Source organism: Streptomyces sp. NPDC006512 (assembly GCF_040611935.1).
Lineage (GTDB): Bacteria > Actinomycetota > Actinomycetes > Streptomycetales > Streptomycetaceae > Streptomyces.
The window spans coordinates 17,934-40,413 of sequence record NZ_JBEXPG010000031.1; the positions used below are offsets into that span (position 1 = coordinate 17,934).

General features: G+C 74.2%; 20 protein-coding genes. 15 read left to right on the plus strand and 5 right to left on the minus strand.

The window, feature by feature from the left end; all coding sequences use genetic code 11:
- The first annotated feature begins 155 nt into the window (after positions 1-155).
- Both ABZZ17_RS22220 and ABZZ17_RS22225 read left to right on the plus strand, forming a co-directional pair.
- Positions 156-977, plus strand: coding sequence for a polyphosphate kinase 2 family protein (locus ABZZ17_RS22220; protein ID WP_356878089.1), 822 nt, complete (start codon positions 156-158; stop codon positions 975-977).
- Between the two features lie 17 nt (positions 978-994).
- Entirely contained in the window at positions 995-1,894 is a 900-nt protein-coding gene (locus tag ABZZ17_RS22225; RefSeq protein WP_356878030.1) for a polysaccharide deacetylase family protein, read from the plus strand.
- An 18-nt stretch (positions 1,895-1,912) separates the two neighbouring features.
- On the opposite strand, the gene ABZZ17_RS22230 is transcribed toward ABZZ17_RS22225, so the two are convergent.
- Positions 1,913-2,104 carry a hypothetical protein gene (locus ABZZ17_RS22230; protein ID WP_356878031.1) on the minus strand — a complete coding sequence of 64 codons (192 nt, stop codon included), beginning with the start codon at positions 2,102-2,104 and terminating at the stop codon, positions 1,913-1,915.
- A gap of 54 nt (positions 2,105-2,158) precedes the next feature.
- Positions 2,159-2,833: an AIM24 family protein gene (locus ABZZ17_RS22235; RefSeq protein ID WP_356878032.1), complete on the minus strand. Its 675-nt coding sequence runs from the start codon at positions 2,831-2,833 to the stop codon at positions 2,159-2,161.
- 71 nt (positions 2,834-2,904) lie between these two features.
- Between ABZZ17_RS22235 and ABZZ17_RS22240 the strand changes: the two genes are divergently transcribed.
- The 5 genes from ABZZ17_RS22240 to ABZZ17_RS22260 all read left to right on the plus strand — a co-directional run bounded on the left by ABZZ17_RS22240 (position 2,905) and on the right by ABZZ17_RS22260 (position 8,939).
- Entirely contained in the window at positions 2,905-3,690 is a 786-nt protein-coding gene (locus tag ABZZ17_RS22240; protein WP_356878033.1) for an aminoacyl-tRNA hydrolase, read from the plus strand.
- 132 nt (positions 3,691-3,822) lie between these two features.
- Positions 3,823-5,187: a DUF692 domain-containing protein gene (locus ABZZ17_RS22245; protein ID WP_356878034.1), complete on the plus strand. Its 1,365-nt coding sequence runs from the start codon at positions 3,823-3,825 to the stop codon at positions 5,185-5,187.
- The gene (locus ABZZ17_RS22250) at positions 5,184-6,218 is read left to right on the plus strand and encodes a TIGR04222 domain-containing membrane protein (protein ID WP_356878035.1); all 1,035 of its coding nucleotides are present in this window, start codon (positions 5,184-5,186) and stop codon (positions 6,216-6,218) included. The genes ABZZ17_RS22245 and ABZZ17_RS22250 overlap by 4 nt, the downstream gene beginning before the upstream one ends.
- 89 nt (positions 6,219-6,307) lie before the next feature.
- Positions 6,308-7,048: a TIGR04222 domain-containing membrane protein gene (locus tag ABZZ17_RS22255; RefSeq protein WP_356878036.1), complete on the plus strand. Its 741-nt coding sequence runs from the start codon at positions 6,308-6,310 to the stop codon at positions 7,046-7,048.
- 142 nt (positions 7,049-7,190) lie between these two features.
- Positions 7,191-8,939, plus strand: coding sequence for an alpha/beta fold hydrolase (locus ABZZ17_RS22260; protein ID WP_356878037.1), 1,749 nt, complete (start codon positions 7,191-7,193; stop codon positions 8,937-8,939).
- A gap of 98 nt (positions 8,940-9,037) precedes the next feature.
- Here ABZZ17_RS22260 and hemQ read toward each other — a convergent pair whose 3' ends face one another.
- A complete protein-coding gene (gene hemQ / locus ABZZ17_RS22265) occupies positions 9,038-9,751 on the minus strand; it encodes a hydrogen peroxide-dependent heme synthase (RefSeq protein ID WP_356878038.1) in 714 nt (237 codons plus the stop codon).
- A gap of 23 nt (positions 9,752-9,774) precedes the next feature.
- Positions 9,775-11,223 (minus strand): protoporphyrinogen oxidase, encoded by a 1,449-nt coding sequence (gene hemG, locus ABZZ17_RS22270; RefSeq protein ID WP_356878039.1) that lies wholly within the window; start codon positions 11,221-11,223, stop codon positions 9,775-9,777.
- Positions 11,224-11,363: 140 nt separating this feature from the next.
- Here hemG and ABZZ17_RS22275 point away from each other — a divergent pair, with 140 nt between their 5' ends.
- Together ABZZ17_RS22275 and ABZZ17_RS22280 are read left to right on the plus strand one after the other, a co-directional pair.
- Positions 11,364-12,380 carry a DUF4349 domain-containing protein gene (locus ABZZ17_RS22275; RefSeq protein WP_356878040.1) on the plus strand — a complete coding sequence of 339 codons (1,017 nt, stop codon included), beginning with the start codon at positions 11,364-11,366 and terminating at the stop codon, positions 12,378-12,380.
- A gap of 69 nt (positions 12,381-12,449) precedes the next feature.
- Positions 12,450-13,829, plus strand: coding sequence for an FAD-dependent oxidoreductase (locus ABZZ17_RS22280; RefSeq protein WP_356878041.1), 1,380 nt, complete (start codon positions 12,450-12,452; stop codon positions 13,827-13,829).
- A gap of 93 nt (positions 13,830-13,922) precedes the next feature.
- On the opposite strand, the gene hemE is transcribed toward ABZZ17_RS22280, so the two are convergent.
- Positions 13,923-14,987: a uroporphyrinogen decarboxylase gene (gene hemE / locus ABZZ17_RS22285; RefSeq protein ID WP_356878042.1), complete on the minus strand. Its 1,065-nt coding sequence runs from the start codon at positions 14,985-14,987 to the stop codon at positions 13,923-13,925.
- A gap of 91 nt (positions 14,988-15,078) precedes the next feature.
- On the opposite strand from hemE, the gene ABZZ17_RS22290 reads away from it, so the two are divergent.
- The 6 genes from ABZZ17_RS22290 to ABZZ17_RS22315 all read left to right on the plus strand — a co-directional run bounded on the left by ABZZ17_RS22290 (position 15,079) and on the right by ABZZ17_RS22315 (position 22,480).
- Positions 15,079-15,735 (plus strand): DUF3000 domain-containing protein, encoded by a 657-nt coding sequence (locus ABZZ17_RS22290; protein WP_356878043.1) that lies wholly within the window; start codon positions 15,079-15,081, stop codon positions 15,733-15,735.
- A 276-nt stretch (positions 15,736-16,011) separates the two neighbouring features.
- Complete coding sequence (locus ABZZ17_RS22295; protein WP_007267191.1) at positions 16,012-16,674, plus strand: response regulator transcription factor; 663 nt, start codon at positions 16,012-16,014, stop codon at positions 16,672-16,674.
- 136 nt (positions 16,675-16,810) lie between these two features.
- Entirely contained in the window at positions 16,811-18,091 is a 1,281-nt protein-coding gene (locus ABZZ17_RS22300; protein WP_356878044.1) for a ribonuclease D, read from the plus strand.
- A 158-nt stretch (positions 18,092-18,249) separates the two neighbouring features.
- A complete protein-coding gene (locus ABZZ17_RS22305) occupies positions 18,250-18,990 on the plus strand; it encodes a ferritin-like domain-containing protein (RefSeq protein ID WP_356878045.1) in 741 nt (246 codons plus the stop codon).
- Positions 18,991-19,127: 137 nt separating this feature from the next.
- Entirely contained in the window at positions 19,128-20,354 is a 1,227-nt protein-coding gene (locus ABZZ17_RS22310; protein ID WP_356878046.1) for an acetyl-CoA C-acyltransferase, read from the plus strand.
- Positions 20,351-22,480 (plus strand): 3-hydroxyacyl-CoA dehydrogenase NAD-binding domain-containing protein, encoded by a 2,130-nt coding sequence (locus ABZZ17_RS22315; protein WP_356878047.1) that lies wholly within the window; start codon positions 20,351-20,353, stop codon positions 22,478-22,480. Before ABZZ17_RS22310 ends, ABZZ17_RS22315 begins: the two co-directional genes overlap by 4 nt.

The window sequence follows — 22,480 nt, forward strand, 5'->3', positions numbered from 1 at the left end:
TCGCGGACCCGTTCGCCCTGCCGGAGGATCGGACGCAACCGACGGGATTGGGGTAGGTGACGGTGAGCAAGAAGGACAAGGGAACGGGGTCGGACGGGAAGAGCGGCGGGCACCCGGCCGTCCGGCACGGGGGCTCCGGCCAGGCCCTCGGCCCGCTGCTGCGCGTGCCGCCCGGCGGACGGGTGGACCTGGCGGCCCTCGGTACGGCGGCGGGACCCGCCGGACCCTCCGACAAGGCGACGGGAGTGGCCGCGACGGCCCGGATGGCCGAACGGCTCGCCTCCCTCCAGGAGCGGCTGTACGCGGCGAGCACGGCGGGCGACCGGCGCAGGCTGCTGCTCGTCCTCCAGGGCATGGACACCAGCGGCAAGGGCGGCACGGTCAAGCACGTGATCGGCCTGTTCAACCCGTCCGGCTGCCGCATCAAGGCCTTCAAGGCGCCCACGCCCGAGGAGCTGGACCACCCCTTCCTGTGGCGCGTCGCGAAGGCCCTCCCCCTGCCGGGCGAGATCGGCATCTTCGACCGTTCGCACTACGAGGACGTCCTCGTGGCCCGGGTGCGCGAGCTGGTGCCGCCCGGTCAGCTGGAGGGCCGCTACGCCGAGATCAACCGGTTCGAGCAGGACCTCACCGACGACGGGGTGACCGTCGTCAAGGTCTTCCTGCACCTCGGCTACGAGGAGCAGCGCGAGCGGCTCCTGGCGCGGCTCGACGATCCGGACAAGCACTGGAAGTTCAGTCCGGACGACATCGAGGCGCGCAGCGCCTGGCCCGCGTACCAGCAGGCGTACGAGCTGGCACTGGGGCGCTGCTCGACGCGGGAGGCGCCCTGGTACGTCGTCCCCGCGGACCGCAAGTGGTACCGGAACTGGGCCGTCAGCACGCTCCTGCTGGAGCACCTGGAGGAGATGGCCCCGGCGTACCCGCCGGGTGACTTCGACGTGGAGGAGTGCCGTACCCGTCTGATTGCCACATAGTCATATATTTTGCCTACGTGACCACTTCTGTGCGCAACGCGGCCGTCGTGGCCGTACTCGGTGCCGCCCTCGCGGGATGCGCGGGCGGCGCCGCCCCGTCCCCGGGCGGCGGCCAGGCCCGTATGGGCAGCCCCGCGGCCACCGCCCCCTCGTCCTCCGCCGGCGCCTCTCCCGGCGTCTCTCCCGGCGTCTCCCCGCAGCCCGGCCCGCCCGGCAGGGCCCCGACCATGGCCCCCGGCCCGAACGGCCTGACCCCCGTCTTCGAGCGGGCGCGGCAGCGCAGCGACAAGACCGTCGCCCTGACCTTCGACGCCGACATGACCTCCGACCAGGGGCCGCGCGCCGCCTCGGGGGAACGTTTCGACAACCCCGAGCTGATCTCCACCCTGCGTCGGCTCCAGGTGCCCTCGACGGTCTTCATGACCGGCCGCTGGGCCGAGGAGTACCCCGACCAGGCCCAGGCCATCGGCACCGATCCGAACTTCGAGATCGCGAACCACTCGTACAGCCACCACGCCTTCAAGTCGCCCTGCTACGGACTCCCCGCGCTCGACGACGAGGCCGCCCGGGCCGACGTCGACCGGGCCTTCGCGGCGTTCCGCACGGCCGGCGCGGTGAACACGGTGCCGTACTTCCGTTTCCCCGGCGGCTGCTACGACGACCGGGCGCTGCGCTCCCTGAGCGCGGCCAAGGTCACCGCCGTCCAGTGGGACGTGGTCAGCGGGGACGCCTTCGCGCGGGACCCCGACGCGGTGGCCGAGCAGGTCCTCGCCGGGGTCAAGCCCGGCTCGGTGGTGGTCATGCACTGCACGCGCAGCGCCGCCCCCGTCACCGAGCAGGCCGTCCAGAAGATCGTCCCGGAGCTCCGCAAGCGCGGGTACCGCTTCGTGAAGGTCTCGGACCTGATCGGGAAGTAGCCGCGGCGCGCCGCCCGGTCAGCCGGAGCAGGCGGTGCGCTGCGCGTCCTGCCACTCGCACACCGGGCACAGCACCACGCCCGGGGTCGCGACCCCGTACTCGGTGGGCTCGCCGCACTCCACGCAGTCGGCGTACGGCGGCCCGGGCACCCGCCCGGCGGGCGCGGCCGGGGCGGGACAGTACGACGCGTTCTCCTGCGGCTGCTCCATGCGTACGAGCCTACTCACCCCGCCGCCCCCCACCGAGGCAGGCCAGCGCGCCGGTCAGTGGGACGTCGTCGATTCGGTGAGTTCGCTGGGGCGGACGATGACGAAGCCCTCGCCGCTCAGCTTCAGCTGGACGGCCTCGCCGGAGCCGCCGCGGATCATGGAGCCGACCGACTGGGAGCGGTGCAGGCCGGTCTCCAGCGCGGCGCTCCAGCCGACGACGGCGTCCGTGTCGACGAACACCGGTGCCTGCGGGGTGACCGGGATGACGATCGGGCTGCCGTCGCAGACGACGGCGAGCTTCCCGGTGCCGGTGAAGAGGCTGTTGAAGAGGCCTCCGCCGGTCATGCCGGCGCCCTTCACCATCTTGATCTCGTAGGAGAGCGTCGGGTCGAAGCACAGGACGTTGCGGCCGTTCACGGTCAGCGCGTCGCCGGGTTCGAAGTCGACTATGAAGCAGTTGCCGCCCTGGTGCGCGAACCAGGCCTCGCCCTGGCCGCGTACGGACATCAGCGCGAGCCCCTCGCCGGTGACGGCCCGCTTGAGCATGCCGCCTATGCCCTGGCCCTTGCGTTCGAACTGGAGGTTCCCCCGGAAGGCGATCATCGCGCCCTGACGGGCGAGCACCTCTCCGTTCACGGTGTACTTGACGGACTTGGCGTTCTGCAGGGTCATGCCCGGCGCGGCGGACTGCTGGGCCAGGTTCTCGGACGCGAAAAGGTCGCTCTTCATGGAGAAGATCCTCGCCCGTCGGACGGACCCGGAACATCCTCCTCAAGTCGGAGGCTGGCATCCTTGGCAGGATGAGCAGCCCGCACACGAACGAGACCGCAGACGTATCCCCGGACGTGCCCGGTGAGGTACCCGCGGTCGGGGCGGACAGCCCCTTCCGTCAGCAGCACGTACGACGCGACGAGGCCCCGCAGTTCGTCCTGCCGCTGGTGGTGCGGATCGAGAAGGCCGAGCCGCCGGCCCGGACGGACGCGCTGGAGACGGCGGCCCGCGCGGTGCTGGTCCTGCTGTCGGACGAGCGGTCGCACGGCGAGGGCGAGTGGGCCGGGGCGGTGCGCGACTGGCAGGACGCCCGGATCCGCAAGGTGGTCCGGCGGGCGCGCGGGGCGGAGTGGCGCAAGGCGGAGGCCCTGCCGGGCGTCACCGTGCACGGCGGCTCCTCGCAGGTGCGGGTGTTCCCGCCGGTGCCGCTGGACGGCTGGCCCAAGGAGCTGGCGAAGCTCCAGGTGTCCGGCACCGACCTGGACGACCCGGGGCCGGTCCCCCCGGCGGGTTCCGGGCTCCCGGTGCTGTGGCTCAACCCGGACCTCGGCATGTCGGCCGGCAAGGCGATGGCGCAGGCCGGGCACGGGGCGCAGCTGGCCTGGTGGGAGCTGACCCCGGCCGAACGGACGGCCTGGCGGGACTCCGGTTTCGCACTGGCCGTACGGACGGCACCGCGCGAGCGGTGGGCCGAGCTCGGCGGGAGCGGGCTGCCGGTGGTGCGGGACGCCGGGTTCACGGAGATCGCGCCGGGGTCCTGCACGGTGGTCGCCGACCATCCGGCGCTGCGGGCACGGCTCGACGGCACGGCGTAGACACCGCCCGAGACGGCCGGGGGAACCTCAAATGTAGCTCTGAACGTCCCCTCCGGCGGGTTGGCCGGGCTCCGTCCGGGCCATGACACCGACACACGGTCCGGGGGATCGGACGAAAGGGGGCGGGGGGACATGAAGCCCATGGCACACCTGGGGGTGGGCATCGGCTGGCGGCCGGAGATCGCGGAGGCGGTCGAACGGCTGCCGGGCCTGGACTGGGTCGAGGTGGTGGCCGAGAACGCCTGTCCGGGCCACCTGCACCCCAGCCTGCTGCGACTGCGCGAGCGCGGCGTCCGCGTCGTCCCGCACGGGGTCTCGCTGGGGCTCGGCGGAGCCGACCGTCCCGACGTCCGCAAGCTGGCCGACCTCGGGGAGCGGGCGGTGGCGCTGGGGGCGCCGCTGGTCACCGAGCACATCGCCTTCGTACGCACCTCCTCGCCCGTTCTGGAGGCGGGGCACCTGCTGCCCGTGCCCCGCACCCGCGACGCCCTGGCCGTGCTGTGCGAGAACGTGCGGATCGCCCAGGACGCGCTGCCCGTGCCGCTGGCGCTGGAGAACATCGCCGCGCTCGTCTCGTGGCCCGGGGAGGAGCTGACGGAAGGGCAGTTCCTGACGGAGCTGGTCGAGCGGACCGGCGTACGGCTCCTCATCGACGTCGCCAACCTGCACACGAACCGGGTGAACCGCGGCGAGGACCCGGCCGCCGTCCTCGACGCGATCCCGCTGGAGGCGCTGGCCTACGTGCACGTCGCCGGGGGCGTGGAGCGCGACGGCGTCTGGCACGACACCCACGCGCACCCCGTGCCGCCGGTGGTGCTCGACGTGCTCGCGCAGCTGCGCGAGCGGGTCGCCCCACCGGGGGTCCTGCTGGAGCGCGACGACGACTTCCCGCCGGAGGCGGAGCTGGCGGGGGAACTGGAGCGGATCCGCGACGTGGTGGACCGCGCGGGCACCGGGCGGCCGCGGACACCGGCCGAGCCGGCCGCCACGGAGGAGCCGGCCGCCACGGAGGAGCCCGCCACCGCGAAGGAGCCGGCCCCCGCGAAGGAGCCGGCCCCCGCGAAGGAGGGCGCCGACGGGGACACCGGGGCCGCGCGCACCCGAGTGGGGCTCGGTCAGGCGGCCCTGCTGTCGGCGCTGGTCGCCGGAACGCCCGTACCCGAGGGCTTCGACCGGCAGCGGATCCGCGTACAGGCCCGGGCCCTGGCCGCCAAGCGCGCCTCGGTGATCGCGAAGATCGCACCGGAGCTGCCCGGGATCCTGGGCGGCGCCGACGCCTACCGCACGGCCTTCCTCGCCTACGCCCGGCACCGCCCGATGACGGGCGGATACCGCCGCGACGCCCTGGACTTCGCCGAGCACCTGCTCATCCAGGACCTGCCGGCCGACCCGGCCGCCCGCCGCCGGCTCACCTCCTGGTGGCGGGACCGCTCCGGGGCGCGGCCGCCCCGCCGCATCGTCCGCTGGGCCCGCGCCCTGGGGGGGAGATCCGCGTGAACGTCCTCGCCGCCGCCGTCTGGATCGCCGTCGTCACCTCCACCGTCCTGCTCGTACGCTCCCTGCGCCGCGCCCGGCCCCCGGTGACCGGGCCCGCGCCGCGGCTGCACGACCTGTCCGAGGCCGCCTTCCTGGCGGGCGGCCCCGGCGCCGTCGTCGACGCCGCGCTCGTGTCCCTGCTCGGCGACGGCCGGCTGGTGATCGGCGGACCGGGCATCGTCCACGCCCGGTCCGGGGCGCGGGCCAACGACCCGGCCGAGCGGGCCGTGCTGCTGGCCCTGCGGGCGGCCCCCTCGGGGTGGCTCTACCAGGTGCGCTACGCCGCCATGCTCGACCCGGCCGTGCAGGAGACCGGGGACGCGCTGGCCGCCCGCGGCCTGGTCGCCGAACCCGGTTCGGGGCGCGGCCTGCGGCGCTGGGGCGTGGTCCAGGCCGTGGCGTGCGGGGTACTGGTCCTCCTGTCACCGGTCGTCACCTTCGTCGCCATCGCCCTGGACGCCGGTGGCGGGGTGCCGTTCGCCTTCGCCGTGTTCCCCGTCCTGGTCGGCGGCCTGGTCACGGGCGTCGTGTACGCGAAGCGGGCCGGCCTGCGCATCACCCCCGCCGGGCAGGCCGCGCTCCGGGAGGTCCGGGCACAGCACCTGGGCGACCCCGCCCCGCACGTGCAGACCGCCCTGTTCGGGCTGCGCGGTCTTCAGGACCCGTACCTGCGCTCGCACCTGGTGCCCGCCGCCCGCGAGGCGCGGCTCGCCGCGGCCCAGTCCGGGGCGCGGCCGCACCGGGCGCACTCCTCGTCCGGGCCCTCCGACGCCTGGGTGGTCCCGGTGGTCTGGTGCGCGGCCTCCGACGGCGGCGGGGGCGGCGGCGGATCCGGCTGCGGCTCGGGCGGGGGCTGCGGGTCCTCGGGCGGCGGCTGCGGGGGCGGGGGCGGGGGCGGATCCAGCTGTTCGTCGGGCGGTTCGAGCTGTTCGTCGGGCGGATCCAGCTGTGGCAGTTCCTCCAGCTCCAGTTGCGGGAGCAGCAGCTCCTGAAGGTCCGGCCCGTCACCGGGACGTCACGGGCTGCTCACGGGAGCGCGCCACCCCTGCCCGGGGGCGTCAACGCCCTGTAGAAATCAAGCATGTTCTGGGTCCTGTTCCTCCTGCTGGCGTGGGCCGGCGTACTGGCGGCCTGCGTCCGGCTCCTGCGCGCCTCGACCGAGGCCGCCGGTCCCGACGGGAGCGTCGTCGTCGACCACCGGCTGAGCCTGTACGAGGCCGCCTACCTGGCCGGCGGCCCCGACCGGGTCGCGGTGGTGACGCTGCTGTCCATGGAGCGCCGGCGGCGGCTGCTGCTCGCCCACACCGGGTGGGCGACCGTCGTCGATCCCGTCGGGCGGGACCCCCACGAGCGGGACCTGCTGGGCGCGTTCGGCCCCGACGGGCAGTCCCCGGTCAGGGCGCTGCGGGCGGCGGCGGCCGGGCACCGGGCCGTACGGGACCTCGCGGACCGGCTGGCCTCGGCCGGGCTCACCGTCTCCGACGCGGTGCGGGGCGCCCTCGCGGACGGCCTCCGGGCGGTCCGCCGGGCCACCGGGCTGGTGCTCGTCCTGGCCGCCGCCTCACTGGCGGCGGCCCCCTCGGGCGCGGGCGCCACGGCGACCGTGCTGTGGTGGTTCTCGCTGCCGCTGCTCCTCACCCTGACCTGCCTGGCCGTCGCCCGCTTCGAAGGGCACCGCCACTCCCCGTGGGCGTCCCCCTCGGGCCGGCGGCTGCTCGTCGAACTGCAGCGCGCGGACGGCCCGGCGGACCCCCTCACCGCGGTGGCCGTGCACGGGGTGCGGGCCGTGACCGATCCCGGCCTGCGGGCGGCCCTCGCCTGACGGCCGGGCCGCCCCCGCCTACGGCAACCGGGGGCGGATCGGGAGGCAACGGGGGCATTGCGCCGGGCGTCCGGCGGTGCGCCTGTACAGGGCGGCCGGCCCGGCATCTCATCGGACCAGCCGATGAGACGAAGGAGCCGCCATGCGGACGACGCCCGGACGCTACGGAGCCGCCGCGGCGGCTCTCTCCCTCGCCCTGTGCCTGCCCGCCCCGGCCTTCGCGGACCCCGCCCCGCCGCCCGGCCCGGCCGGGGCCGGAGCCGGGACCGGAGCCGGAGCCGGAGCCGGCGCCGGAGCCCGGGCCGGTGCCGAAGCCACCGGGACCGCCGCCGAGGACGCCGGGGCCGCGCTCGCCGCCCGCCGCGCGGCCCCCGACGCCCCGGACGGGCGCGGCGGGCTCGGCTTCGGCCCCTGCGCCCCGGTCGAGGAACTCCCCAACCGGGTGCGGTGCGCCGCCCTGCGCGTCCCCCTCGACTACGCGCGCCCCGACGGCCCCCAGATCACCCTCACCGTCAGCCGGGTCCCGGCGACCGGCCGCGGGGGCGTCCCCCGGCAGGGCGCGCTCGTCTACAACCCGGGCGGCCCCGGGGCCTCCGGGATGCACTTCCCCCTGTTCGCGGGGGTCCCGGCCTGGCGGGGCGTCGCCGCCGCCTACGACCTCGTCGGCTACGCCCCGCGCGGGGTCGGCCGTTCCGCCCCGCTGTCCTGCCGGGACCCGGACGCACGGCCGGCCGGCCCGACCCAGGTCCCGGCCGTGCCGTCGGCCGCGTACAAGCGGGAGCGGGTCGCCGCGGCCCGGACGTACGCCCTCGGCTGCGGGCGGCGGGCCGGCGGAGCGCTGGCGCACTACACGACCCTGAACAACGTCCGGGACCTGCACGTGCTGCGCGCCGCGCTCGGCGAGGAGCGGCTCACCTTCATGGGGGCCTCGTACGGCACCTACCTGGGGGCGGTGTACGCCACCTTGTACCCGGGGCACGTGCGGCGCATGGTGTTCGACTCGGCGGTGAATCCGGACCCGCGGCGCGTCTGGTACCGCAACAACCTCGACCAGGCCCCCGGCTTCGAGCGCCGTTGGGCCGACTTCCGGACGTGGGCCGCCCGCCACCACGCCGCGTACGGGCTCGGCGCGACCGCGCGGGCCGTGCAGGCGAGTTACGAGCGGGTCCGCGCGGCCGTGGCCCGGACTCCGGCGGGCGGGGTCGTCGGTACGGGCGAACTGCACGCGGCGTACCTCCAGGCCGCCTACTACGACGACGTCTGGCCGGACCGGGCGGCGGCCCTGGCGGCCTTCCTGCGGGGCGATCCGGGGCCGCTGGCCGAACAGGCGGGCCCGCGCCCGGAGTCGGCGGCGGAGGCGGCGAACGCGACGGCCGTGTACACGGCGGTGCTCTGCAACGACGCGCCCTGGCCCGCCGACTGGGAGACCTGGGACCGGGACAACACCGAGCTGGCGGTCCGGGCGCCCTTCGAGACCTGGGCGAACGCCTTCCTGAACCTGCCCTGCGCCTTCTGGCCGGTACCGGAACGGCAGCGGCCGGTGGCGGTCGGGGCGCCGGCGGCGGCGCGGGCCGGGTCCCCGCCGGCCGGGCTCCCCGGGACGCTGATCGTGGCGGCGGAGCGGGACGGGGCGACGCCCCACCGGGGCGCGCTGGAGCTGCAACGGCGGCTCGGGCCGCGGGCGGCGCTGGTCACCGAGGTGGGGGCGGGCGCGCACGGGGTGGCCGGCGGACGCAACGCGTGCGTGGACCGGCGGGTGGAGCGGTACCTGCTGACGGGCGCCACTCCGGGGTGGCGCACCGCGTGTGCGCCGCATCCGGAGCCCGCACCGGTGTCGCTGGACGACCGGGCAGCAAGCGCTCCCAGGGCGCTGCTGCCGCCAGTCGTCTGAACTTCCGGGCGGGGTCTCCGGCTGCGTCGATTCGGGGGCAGTGCCTCCCGATCCCCGGAGGAGGTCGAGTCCTCCGGTCCTTCCCCCCAGGGGAGGTATCAGGCGAGTCCGGCCACCAGATCGGCGACGGACTTGCGGCGCCCGGTGTAGAAGGGCACCTCTTCACGGACGTGCATACGGGCCTCGGAGGCACGCAGGTGACGCATGAGGTCGACGATGCGGTAGAGCTCGTCGGCCTCGAAGGCCAGCATCCACTCGTAGTCGCCCAGGGAGAAGGAGGCGACGGTGTTGGCACGCACGTCCGGGTAGCCGCGGGCCATCTTGCCGTGGTCGGCGAGCATGCGGCGGCGGTCCTCGTCGGGCAGCAGGTACCAGTCGTAGCTGCGCACGAAGGGGTAGACGCTGACGTAGTCGCGGGCGACCTCGTCGGCCAGGAAGGCCGGGATGTGCGACTTGTTGAACTCGGCGGGGCGGTGCAGCGCCATGTTCGACCAGACCGGCTCCAGGGCGCGGCCCAGCTTGGTGCGGCGGAACAGGTTGTACGCGGTCTGCAGCTCGTCCGCGGTCTCGGCGTGCCACCAGATCATGACGTCCGCGTCGGCGCGCAGGCCGGAGACGTCGTAGGTGCCGCGGACCGTGATGTCCTTGGCGTCCAGCTGGTCGAACAGCTCCTGGACCTCGTCGGCGAAGCCGGTGCGGTCCTCCGGGAGGACGTCCTTCAGTTTGAAGACGGACCACAGGGTGTAGCGAATGACCTCGTTGAGGTCCTTCGCCTTCTTCCCCGCGTTGGGAATCTTCTCCGGTGCAGTCATGTGTCCATTGTCCCGTGTGCTGATCAGTGGTCTGCGCCAGGGGTGGCCAACGAGGCGATCACCACATCGGCGGCCTTCCCCGCGCTCGCGACGCAGGCCGGGATGCCGACCCCGTCGTAGAGGGCGCCGCACACGGCCAGGCCGGGCAGGGCGGCGACGGCGGCGCGGATCCGGGCGACGCCGGCGAGGTGGCCGACGGGGTACTGGGGCAGTCCGCGGTCCCAGCGGGTGACCGTGGAGGCCACGGGCCGGGCGCCGAGGCCGACGGCCTCGCCGAGGTCGGCGAGGGAGACGTCGACGAGTTCGGCGTCCTCCCGCTTCAGGTCGTGGTCGTCGCCGTGCCGGCCGACGGAGGTGCGCAGCAGGAAGAGGTCCGGATCGGCCCCGGCCCAGGCCCACTTGTTGCTGGAGAAGGTGGACGCCTTGATGGTGCGGCCGTCGACGGGCGGTACGAGGAATCCGCTGGCCTCGCCCCCGGTGACGGCGGCGGGCAGGTCCGAGCGGCGGAAGGCCATGGTGACCAGCGCCATGGAGGCGTACTCGGCCCCGCGCAGTTCGGCGGCGGCCGCCGGGGCGAGGCCGGACAGCAGGTCGGCGGTGGGGCCGGCCGGGGTGGCCAGTACGACGGCGTCGGCTTCGACGGTCTCGGTGCCGGTCACCACCCGCCAGCCCGTGGCCGTGCGCAGGACCTCGCGGACGGGGGCGGCGGTGCGCAGGTCGGCCCCGGCGGCCCGGCAGGCTTCGGCGACGGCCACGGGCAGGCGTCCGATGCCGCCGTCGATGCCGGCGAAGACGGGGCCGACGGTCTGCGGCTGACGGGCCGCGCGGGCCTGGACGTCCCGTACGGCCTCGCTCAGCAGGGGGTGCGCGCGGGCGGCGTCGAAGAGCTGGGGCACGGCGGCCCGCATCGAGATGCGGTAGGCGTTGCCGGCGTAGACCCCGCCGAGGAGGGGTTCCACGAGCCGGTCGACGACTTCGTGCCCGAGGCGGGCGGCGACGTACTCGCCGACGGCGACGTCCTCGCCGATTTCGGTGGGGGGCAGCGCGTGCTCGGCCTCGATGCGGGCCAGTCCCTCGGCGGAGAGCACCCCGGAGGCGGCGAGCGGGCCCGGTTCGGCGGGGACGCCCATGACGTGGCCGCGCGGCATGGGGCGCAGGGCGCCGCGGGTCCACAGGTGGGCGGTGGCGGTGGCGGGCGGCTGGAGGGCGTCGGCGAGGCCCACGGCCCGGGCCAGTTCCACGGCCTCGGGGCGGCGGGCGAGCACGGATTCGGCGCCGAGGTCGACGGGGAGGCCGGCGAGTTCACCGGCGTGGAGCTTGCCGCCGAGGCGTGGTCCGGCTTCCAGGAGGGTGACGCGGAGGCCGTCGGAGAGCAGCCGGTGGGCCGCGGCGAGGCCCGCGATCCCGCCCCCGATGACGACGACGTGGGCCGGGGCTCCCGGCCGGTCCGTACGCGTGTCCGCTTCGTGCATGGACACATCGTCTCAGACCGGCCGGTGAGGCCGGACCGTGACCTCATCGGGACCGGCTCGGGACCGCGTGTGCGAAACCGGGAACGGGACGCTGTACGTCGAACCGGCGACACTGGCCGATCCCTCGGGGGGTACTCACCATGCGCACGCTCCACAGACACCGTACGGCGGCGGCCGTCGCCGCCCTGTCCCTGGCCGGGGCCCTCGCGCTGACCGGCTGCGGGGCCGACGGCGCCGCGTCCTCCTCGGACAAGGCCGTGGCCGCGCCGAAGGGGGCCGAGGCCGCCGGCAAGCCGGGGGCCGAGGCGGCCGCTCCCCCGGCGGCGGCGGACGCCAAGGCCCCGCAGGCGCCCGTCGCGGTCCGCCCGCACGTCATCCGCACCGGCTCGCTGGGCATCGAGACGGCCGAGCCGCAGAAGGCCCTGGCGGCGGCCCGTACGGCGGCGGAGGGTGCGGGCGGCTACGTCGGGAACGAGTCCACCGAGCGCGGCAAGGACGGCCGGATGACCTCGACGGTGACCCTGCGGGTGCCCGGCGAGCGTTTCGACGCGGTGATCGGCGCCCTGGAGGGCAGCGGGAAGCTGCTGCACCGCAAGGTCGAGGCGCGGGACGTCACCGAGAAGGTCGCCGACGTGGACAGCCGGGTCAAGTCCCAGCAGGCCAGCGTGGTCCGGGTGCGGGAGATGATGGACCGGGCCTCGGCGCTGAGCGACGTGGTGATGCTGGAGAGCGAGCTGAGCCGGCGCCAGGCCGACCTGGAGTCGCTGCTGGCGCAGCAGAACGCGCTGAAGGACCAGACCGCGCTCGGCACGATCACCGTGGCGGTGTCGGAGCCCGCCGCCCCGGCGGAGAAGAAGAAGGAGAAGGAGCGGACCGGCTTCGGTGACGCGCTGGCCGGAGGATGGTCGGTGTTCACCACCCTCCTGCGGTACGTGCTCATCGCGCTCGCCGCCGTCCTGCCGTTCGCGGTGACGGCGGCCCTGCTGCTGCTCGCCTTCCGCGCGTACCGCGGGATCCGGCCGGCGAAGCCGCGGACGGGCCCCGCCCCGACCTGGGTCCCGCGCCAGACCCCGGCCGCGCCGGCCGCCCCCGCCGCCCCCGCCGCGCCGGCGGGAAGCCCCGCCTCCACCGGGACGGAGGCGGATGTGGACCGCTGAGCGCGCGGCCGCCCGTAGCGTGTCCCCGTCAGCGCGGCACGGGGTGAACGGCACGGAACGGGGCGGACGATGGCGACGGAACGACTGGTGGTGGTCGGCGGTGACGCGGCGGGCATGTCCGCCGCGTCACAGGCCCGGCGGCTGAAGGGCCCGGCGGAGCTGGAGATCACCGCCTTCGAGCGCGGGCACTTCACCTCGTACTCCGCGTGCGGGATCCCGTACTGGGTCGGCGGCCTGGTCGCCGAGCGGGACGACCTGGTCGCCCGCACCCCCGAGGAGCACCGCGCGCGGGACATCGACCTGCGCATGCGCACGGAGGTCGTGGAGCTGGACCTGGACGGGCGCCGGGTCCGCGCCCGCGATCTGGACTCCGGGACCGAATCGTGGACGGAGTACGACAAGCTGGTCCTGGCGACGGGCGCCCGGCCGGTCCGCCCCCGGCTGCCCGGGATCGGCGCGCACGGCGTGCACGGGGTGCAGTCCCTCGACGACGGCCGGCGCCTCGTGGCCGACCTGGAACGCGCGCCCGGCCGCCGGGCGGTCGTCGTCGGCGCCGGCTACATCGGCGTGGAGATGGCCGAGGCCCTGGTCCGGCGGGGGTTCGGGGTCACCGTCCTGCACCGCGGCGAGCAGCCCATGGCCACCCTCGACCCGGACATGGGCGGCCTGGTGCACACCGCGATGAACGGCATGGGCATCCGTACGGTGTCCCGGGCCGCGGTGACGGGGATCCTGACGGACGGGGAGGGCCGGGCCCGCGCCGTGACCACGGAAGCCGGCGAGGAGTACCCGGCCGACGTGGTGGTGCTCGGCATGGGCGTGGAGCCGCGCACGGCCCTGGCCCGGGAGGCGGGACTGCCGCTGGGCACGTCGGGCGGCATCCTGACGGACTTCTCGATGCGGGTGCGCGGGTACGAGGACGTCTGGGCGGGCGGCGACTGCGTGGAGGTCCTGGACCTGGTGGCGGGCCGCACCCGGCACATTCCGCTGGGCACGCACGCCAACAAGCACGGCCAGGTCATCGGCTCGGGCGTGGGCGGCGGCTACGCCACCTTCCCCGGGGTGGTGGGGACGGCGGTGAGCAAGGTGTGCGACCTGGAGATCGCCCGGACCGGACTGCGCGAGCGGGACGCCCGGGAGGCGGGCCTGCGCTTCGTGACGGCCACCATCACCTCCACCAACACGGCGGGCTACTACCCGGACGCGGCGGAGATGACGGTCAAGATGCTGGCCGAGCGCCGTACGGGCCGCCTGCTGGGCGTCCAGATCGTCGGCGGCGCGGGCGCGGCGAAGCGGGTGGACGCCGCGGCCGTCGCCCTCACCGCGGGCATGACGGTGGAACAGGTCGTCTCCCTGGACCTGGGCTACGCCCCGCCCTTCTCCCCGGTCTGGGACCCCGTCCTGGTGGCGGCCCGCAAGGCCGTCTCGGCGGTCAGGTCGGCCGTCTGACGTTCCGGCGCGACGGGTCCGGATGCGCCGGCGCGCCGCAGGACGGTGTCCTGCGGCGCGCGGGTGCCGCCCCCGGTGGGGGGCGGCGGGGTGTCAGCGGGCCGTCCTGGTGTGGACGTGCTCCACGAGGCGGGTCAGCGCGTCCGGGTCCGTGGTCGGCAGGACGCCGTGGCCGAGGTTGAAGACGTGGCCCTCCAGGCCCGCTGCGGCCGCGAGGACCTCGTCGGTCTTGGCCCGGACGGCCTCGGGGGTGGAGAAGAGCACCGCCGGGTCCAGGTTGCCCTGGAGCGCCTTGCCGGGGCCGACGCGGCGGACGGCCTCGTCCAGCGGGACCCGGTAGTCGACGCCCATGACGTCCGCGCCGGCCTCGCCCATGAGGCCGAGGAGCTCGCCCGTGCCCACGCCGAAGTGGATGCGCGGGACCCCGTACGAGGCGACGGACTCCAGGACCTTCGCCGACGCGGGCATCACCGAGCGGCGGTAGTCCGCCGGGGCCAGGGCGCCGACCCAGGAGTCGAAGAGCTGGACGGCGGAGGCGCCGGCCTCGATCTGGACCTTGAGGAAGGCGGAGGTGATCTCCGCGAGGCGGTCCAGCAGGTCCGCCCACAGCTCCGGGTCCCCGTACATCAGGGCCTTGGTGTGCTCGTGGTTCTTGGACGGTCCGCCCTCGACGAGGTAGCTCGCGAGGGTGAACGGCGCGCCGGCGAAACCGATCAACGGCGTGGAGCCCAGTTCACCCGTGAGCATGCCGATCGCCTCGGTGACGTAGGTGACGTCCTCCGGGGTGAGGTCGCGCAGCTGTGCGAGGTCCTCGCGGCGGCGGATCGGCTGGGCGACGACCGGGCCGATGCCCGGCTTGATGTCCAGGTCGACGCCGATGGCCTTGAGCGGGACGACGATGTCGGAGAAGAAGATCGCCGCGTCCACCTTGTGGCGCCGCACGGGCTGCAGGGTGATCTCCGTGACCAGGTCGGGGCGCATGCAGGACTCCAGCATGGCCGTGCCCTCGCGCACCTTGCGGTACTCCGGGAGCGAGCGCCCCGCCTGCCGCATGAACCACACGGGCGTGTGCGGGACCGGTTCCCGCCGGCACGCCTTCAGGAAGGCGGAATCGTACGTCTGACTCGGCGGGCCCGCGGGGCGGTGGTTGGCACTCACGACCCGAATCTTCGCACGTATGAAGAAGTGCCCGGCCCGGCGCGGGTGTCCCTGCGCCGTACGGGCGCTCGTTCCGCCTAGTCTTCCCGGCATGGCTGCGGCTCAGGGACGATTTTCAGATGGCGCTGACGGTGTGGACAGCGCGAAGGAGAGCTCCGTCCCGCTCCCGTTCCGGCGGGCGGTCGAGGGCTTGAGGAAGGCGCGGCTGCGCCCGGGCATCGAGATCGACCCGACGAAGCCGCCGCAGAGACTGGCGCCGTACGCCTACGCCCTGGAGGCGGCGGTCGTCGACGGCGAGGACGATCTGGCCGACGGCCGGCTGATCCTGCTGCACGACCCCTCCGGGCACGACGCCTGGCACGGGACCTTCCGCCTGGTGACGCTCGTACGGGCGGAACTGGAGCCGGAGATGGCTGCGGACCCGCTCCTCCCGGAGGTGTGCTGGTCCTGGCTGACCGGCGCGCTGGACGCCCGCGGGCTGACGTACGGGGAGCCGAGCGGGACGGTGACCATGGCGAGCTCCCACTACTTCGGGGGGCTCTCGGAGCGGCGGCCCGCGACCCAGATCGAGATCAGGGCCTCCTGGACGCCCCGGGAGGGGGTGGGAGGGGTGCCGGACACCTCGGCCCACCTGTCCGCCTGGTGCGAGCTGCTGTGCCAGATCGCGGGGCTGCCCCCGGTCGGGCCGACGGACACCGTCACGGGCGTGGTGTCCCTGCCACAGCGGCGCGGTCCGCACCACCCGTAGCCGAGGTGCCCGGCGGGGCCGTCCGGCCGCACGCGCGCGCCGCGAACGGCCGGCCGGGTCCGTCACGGAGTGTCAGAACAGCGCATCCGTTGCGGGCTTCTGATCACCCACTGATCGATCGTGCGTCCGAATTGCCCGAATTGTTACTCACTAAATCGTGATCATTCCCTAAAGCCGGGCGGGTGACGTGCCGAAGGAGTCAGTGACCATCCGCACGGTTCGCACCGGCTTCCTTCCCCGAGCCGGCCCGTCCCGCCACTCCCCCAGGAGGCCTAGGTGTCCGTTCTTCTCGAGCAGCCCGCAAGCCTGGTCGCCTACCGCCCGAACAAGCCGACGGCCATGGTCGTCGTGGCCGACCCGCGCGTCCGCTCCACCGTGACCCGCCACCTGTGGGCCCTCGGAGTCCGTGACGTGATCGAGGCGTCGTCCATCGCGGAGGCCCGCCCCCGCGTCGGCAGCCCGCGCGACATCTGCGTGGCCGACGTACACCTGCCCGACGGTTCCGGTCTCACCCTGCTCTCCGAGACCCGGGCCGCCGGCTGGCCGAACGGCCTGGCCCTGTCCGCCGCCGACGACATCGGCGCCGTGCGCAACGCCCTCGCGGGCGGAGTGAAGGGCTACGTCGTCACCGGTACGCGCACCAACATCGGGCTCCCCACCAGGCCCGGCGCCGCCCCCATCGGTGCCGCCGCCGCCCGCATGCACCGCCGCCCCCCGGGTGCCCCGAGCCACCCGGGCGGCTACCGAGAGCTCTCCGGCCGCGAGGTCGAGGTCCTGCGCCTCGTCGCGGAGGGCCAGTCCAACAAGGCCATCGGCGTCTCGATGGGCCTGTCCGCCCTCACCGTCAAGTCCCACCTCGCCCGGATCGCCCGCAAGCTGGGCACCGGCGACCGGGCCGGGATGGTCGCCGTCGCCCTGCGGACCGGGATCATCCACTAGGGAGTCTCCCGTGCCGGCCGGAGACCTCCGGGAGAACCGCCGGCGAACCCCGGGAACCGCCCGCCCCTCCCCCCTCGCGCCCGTCGACGGAACGTTCCGGCGACGGGCGCGTCACATCCACGGATACCCTTGACCGGTGACCGACGCCCAAGAGACCGCAGCAGACCTGCGCACCACCACCGGGGGCGGCCCCCCGGACGACACGGTTTCGTCCGACGGGCTGCCGACCCCCTTGCTGGAGCCCCGCGAGGGCATTCCCCCGGTCGCGGCCGACGCGGACGCCCTCGCCCGGGTGGTCGCGGCCTTCGCGGCCGGTACCGGGCCCGTGGCGGTCGACGCCGAACGCGCCTCCGGATACCGCTACGGCCAGCGCGCCTACCTGGTGCAGCTGCGCCGCGAAGGCGCCGGCTCCGCGCTGATCGACCCCGTCGGGTGCCCCGACCTCTCCTCGCTGGGCGAGGCCCTGTCCGGCACCGAGTGGATCCTGCACGCCGCCACCCAGGACCTGCCGTGCCTGCGCGAAATAGGCATGACGCCCACCTCCCTGTTCGACACCGAGCTCGCCGGCCGGCTCGCCGGCTTCCCCCGGGTCGGACTCGGCGCGATGGTCGAGAGCGTGCTCGGCTACGTGCTGGAGAAGGGCCACTCCGCCGTCGACTGGTCCACCCGCCCGCTTCCGGAGCCGTGGCTGCGCTACGCCGCCCTGGACGTGGAGCTGCTGGTGGACCTGCGGGACGCGCTGGAGAAGGAGCTGGACCGCCAGGGCAAGCTGGAGTGGGCCCACCAGGAGTTCGACGCCATCGCCTCCGCCCCGCCCGCCCCGCCGCGCAAGGACCCGTGGCGCCGCACCTCCGGGATGCACAAGGTGCGCCGGCGCCGGCAGATGGCCGTCGTACGGGAACTGTGGGAGTCCCGCGACCGGATCGCCCAGCGCCGGGACGTGTCGCCCGGCAAGGTGCTGGGGGACGCGGCGATCGTCGAGGCGGCCCTGGCCCTTCCGGCGAACGTGCACGCGCTCTCGGCCCTGCCCGGGTACGGGCAGCGGATGGGCCGGCGTCAGCTGGACCAGTGGATGGCCGCCGTGGACCGGGCGAAGGCACTGCCCGAGAACGAGCTGCCGCAGCCCGGCGCCACTCCGGCGGGTCCGCCGCCGCCGCGTTCCTGGGCGGACAAGGACCCGGCCGCCGCGGCCCGGCTGTCGGCCGCCCGTACGGCCGTCTCGGCGCTCGCCGAGGGGCTGAACCTGCCGCAGGAGAACCTGATCACCCCGGACACGGTGCGCCGGCTGTGCTGGGAGCCGCCGCAGCGGCTGGACGCCGCCTCGGTGGGCGACGCCCTCGCCGGCCACGGCGCCCGCCCCTGGCAGATCGAGCAGGTCACGGCGGCCCTGGTGACGGCCCTCGCGGCCACCGCCTGACGCCGCACGTCCCGTCGCCCACACGAACCCCCGGCCCCCGGCCGGGGGTTCTCCGTTTTCCGGCGCGGCGCCGTGGTCCCGCCGGCCGCCCCTTCTGTTACGCGGCCATGACACACAAGGCCTTTTGAACACGCTCAACAATCGCTAGTTTCTTGAACATGATCAAAACCGGGTACGCGGCATGGGTGGACGAGTTCGAGGCCGAGCGGGAGCGCCGCGCGGCGCTGGGAGATCCCGACTGGGGGCACGGCGCGCGGCTGCCCGCCGAGATCGTCCGCAGCGTCCAGAAGTTCCAGGTGGGCGAGGACGGCGACGGCTCGGCCCTGACCGGCAAGGCGGAGCGCGCGGGCGACACCACGTACGCGGCGGCGGTGCGGCTGTTCGTCGCCGAGGAGCAGAACCACGCCCGGATGCTGGCGCTGCTGCTGGCCGCCGGCGGCGCGGGGACCCTGGACGGGCACTGGAGCGACGCCGCGTTCGTCCGGCTGCGCCGGCTGATGGGCCTGAAGCTGGAGCTGCTCGTGCTGATGGTCGCCGAGGTGGTGTCCCTGCGGTACTACCGGGCCCTGCGCGACGGCAGTCCCGATCCGCTGGCCTCGGAGGTGGCGCGCCGGCTGCTGGCCGACGAGGAGCGGCACGTCCCCTTCCACTGCCGGCGCCTGAGCGAGGGGCTGGCCCCGCTCCCCCGGCCCGTGCGGCGCGCGGTGACCGCCGGGTGGCGGGGGCTGCTCGCGGGGGCGGCCGTCGTGGTGGCCGTCGACCACGGCCCGGCGCTGCGCGCGCTGGGGGTCGGCCGCCGGGCCTTCGTCGCGGACGTGCTGCGTTCCTCGGGGGTCATGGCCTCGGCGATGGCCGACGGGCCGGTTCCGGAGCCGGTGGCGGGACGCCTGGCAGTGTGACCTTCGCCGCTCCTCGGGGAGGGGGTGTGCACATTGGTTACCCACAAGTAGCATGGGCCGGGTGAGCGGGCGCTCAGGACCACGTCCCGGGCCGCCCCCGCGCAGCAGTGCACACCCGCACCTGGAGGAGAGCCAACGTGCCTCGTACCGTCAGGGACGTCGTCTTCGTCGACGGCGTCCGCACCCCGTTCGGCAAGGCGGGCCCGAAGGGCATCTACAACGAGACCCGCGCCGACGATCTCGTCGTCAAGGCGATCCGGGAGCTGCTGCGCCGCAACCCGGACCTGGACCCCGCGAAGATCGACGAGGTCGCCATCGCCGCGACCACGCAGATCGGCGACCAGGGCCTGACGCTGGGCCGCACGGCCGGAATCCTCGCGGGCCTCCCGCAGTCCGTCCCGGGCTACTCCATCGACCGCATGTGCGCCGGCGCGCTGACCGCCGTGACCGCCGTCGCGGGCGGTGTGGCCTTCGGTGCCTACGACGTCGCCCTCGCCGGCGGTGTCGAGCACATGGGCCGTCACCCCATGGGCGAGGGCGTCGACCCGAACCCGCGCTTCGTCTCCGAGAAGCTGGTCGACGAGTCCGCCCTGTTCATGGGCATGACCGCCGAGAACCTGCACGACCGGTACCCGGCGATCACCAAGCTCCGCGCCGACGAGTACGCCGTGCGCTCGCAGGAGAAGGCCGCCAAGGCGTACGCCGACGGCAAGATCCAGCAGGACCTGGTCCCGATCTCGGTCCGCAACACCAACGAGGCGGCCGGTGAGACGGGCTGGGGCCTGGTCACCACCGACGAGCCGATGCGCCCGGGCACCACGCTGGAGAACCTGGCCGGCCTGAAGACCCCGTTCCGTACGCACGGCCGGGTCACCGCGGGCAACGCCGCCGGTCTCAACGACGGTGCCACCGCCGCGATCATCGCGTCCGAGGACTTCGCCCGCGAGAACAACCTCCCGGTCAAGATGCGCCTGGTCGCGTACTCCTTCGCCGGTGTCGAGCCGGAGGTCATGGGCTACGGCCCGATCCCCGCCACCGAGAAGGCCCTCGCGCAGGCCGGTCTGTCCATCGAGGACATCGGTCTCTTCGAGATCAACGAAGCCTTCGCCGTGCAGGTGCTCGCCTTCCTGGAGCACTACGGCATCGCCGACGACGACGCCCGCGTGAACCAGTACGGCGGCGCCATCGCGTTCGGCCACCCGCTCGCCTCCTCCGGCGTCCGTCTGATGACGCAGCTGGCCCGCCAGTTCGAGGAGCAGCCGCACGTCCGCTACGGCCTGACCACCATGTGCGTCGGCTTCGGCATGGGCGCCACGGTCATCTGGGAGAACCCGAACTTCAACGCCGAGGGAGACTCCAAGTGAGCACCACCGCTGAGCTCCTGAAGGGCGCGGCCGAGCTGTTCCCGGACGAGGTCGTCACGTCCGCGCACGTCCGTCACCTGGACCTGCCGTTCGGCGCCGGGCGCTTCGCGCTCGTCACGCTGGACAACGGCTTCGACCACACCAAGCCGACCACCTTCGGTCCGCAGTCCCTCGCCAACCTGAACGCGGCGATCGACCAGGTCGAGCAGGAGGCCCTCGCGGGCTCCATCGTCGGCGCGGGCATCACCGGCAAGCCGTTCATCTTCGCGGTCGGCGCCGACCTCAAGGGCGTCGAGCTGCTGAAGCAGCACGACGAGGCGCTCGCCATCGGCAAGGGCGGTCACGACGTCTTCAAGCGCCTCTCGGCGCTGGCCGTCCCGACCTTCGCGTACTACAACGGCGCGGCGATGGGCGGTGGCGTCGAGGTCGGTCTGCACTGCACCTACCGCACCGTCTCCAAGGCCATCCCCGCCTTCTCGCTGCCCGAGGTCTTCCTCGGCCTGGTTCCCGGCTGGGGCGGCTGCGCCCTCCTGCCGAACCTGATCGGCGCCGAGCGCGCGGTCTCGGTGATCATCGAGAACTCGCTCAACCAGAACCGCCAGCTCAAGGGCAAGCAGGTCTTCGAGCTCGGCATCGCCGACGCCTTGTTCGAGGGCGCGGACTTCCTGGAGCAGTCGCTCCTGTGGACCGCGAACGTCCTGAACGGCACCACCGAGGTCGTCCGCGACGAGATCGACCGCGGCGAGGCCTGGGACGCGGCCGTCGCCAAGGGCCGCTTCATCGCGGACTCCAAGGTGCACGGCGCCGCTCCGGCCGCCTACCGCGCGCTGGACATCATCGCCGCGGCCAAGGACGGCGACCTCCAGGCCGGTTTCGACGCCGAGGACACCGCGCTGGCGGACCTCATCATGGGCGGCGAGCTGCGCTCGGGCATCTACGCCTTCAACCTGGTCCAGAAGCGCGCCAAGCGCCCGGCCGGTGCCCCGGACAAGTCGCTGGCCCGTCCGGTCACCAAGGTCGGCGTCGTCGGCGCGGGCCTGATGGCCTCGCAGCTGGCGCTGCTGTTCCTGCGCCGCCTGGAGGTGCCGGTGGTCCTCACCGACATCGACCAGGAGCGCGTGGACAAGGGCGTGGGCTACGTCCACGCCGAGATCCAGAAGCTGCTCGGCAAGGGCCGCATCAACCAGGACAAGGCCAACCGCCTGACCGCCCTGGTGACCGGTGTCCTGGACAAGGCCGAGGGCTTCGCGGACGCGGACTTCATCATCGAGGCCGTGTTCGAGGAGATGTCCGTCAAGCAGAAGGTGTTCGCGGAGGTCGAGGCGGTCGCCCCGGCGCACGCGATCCTCGCCACCAACACCTCCTCGCTGTCGGTGTCGGAGATGGCCTCCAAGCTCCAGCACCCGGAGCGCGTGGTCGGCTTCCACTTCTTCAACCCGGTCGCGATCCTCCCGCTGCTGGAGATCGTCCGCGGTGAGCAGACCGACGACGCCTCGCTGGCCACGGCCTTCGGTGTCGCCAAGAAGCTGAAGAAGACGGCGGTCCTCACCAAGGACGCCCCGGCGTTCGTCGTGAACCGCATCCTGACGCGCTTCATGGGCGAGATCCAGAACGTCATCGACGAGGGCACCCCGGTGGTCACGGCGGAGAAGGCCATCGAGCCGCTCGGCCTGCCGATGTCCCCGCTGGTGCTGCTGGAGCTCGTGGGACCGGCGATCGGTCTGCACGTCTCCGAGACCCTGAACCGCTCCTTCCCGGACCGCTTCACCGTCTCCCCGAACCTGGCGGCCGTGGTCAAGGCCGGCAAGCGCGGCTTCTACGTCTACGATTCCGGCAAGCCGGAGCTGGACCCCGAGGTCGCCGCTCTCCTGGTCCAGGGCGACGTCGTCCTGACCGAGGAGCAGGTCCGCGACCGCGTCCTGGACGCGGTGGCGCAGGAGATCGGCCTGATGCTGGAGGAGGGTGTCGTGGCCGAGGCCCAGGACATCGACCTCTGCCTCATCACCGGTGCCGGCTGGCCCTTCCACCTGGGCGGCGTGACGCCGTACCTGGACCGTGAGGGCGTCTCGGAGCGGGTGAACGGCAAGAAGTTCCTCGCCCCCGGCGTGGCGAGCGTCCCGGCGTAA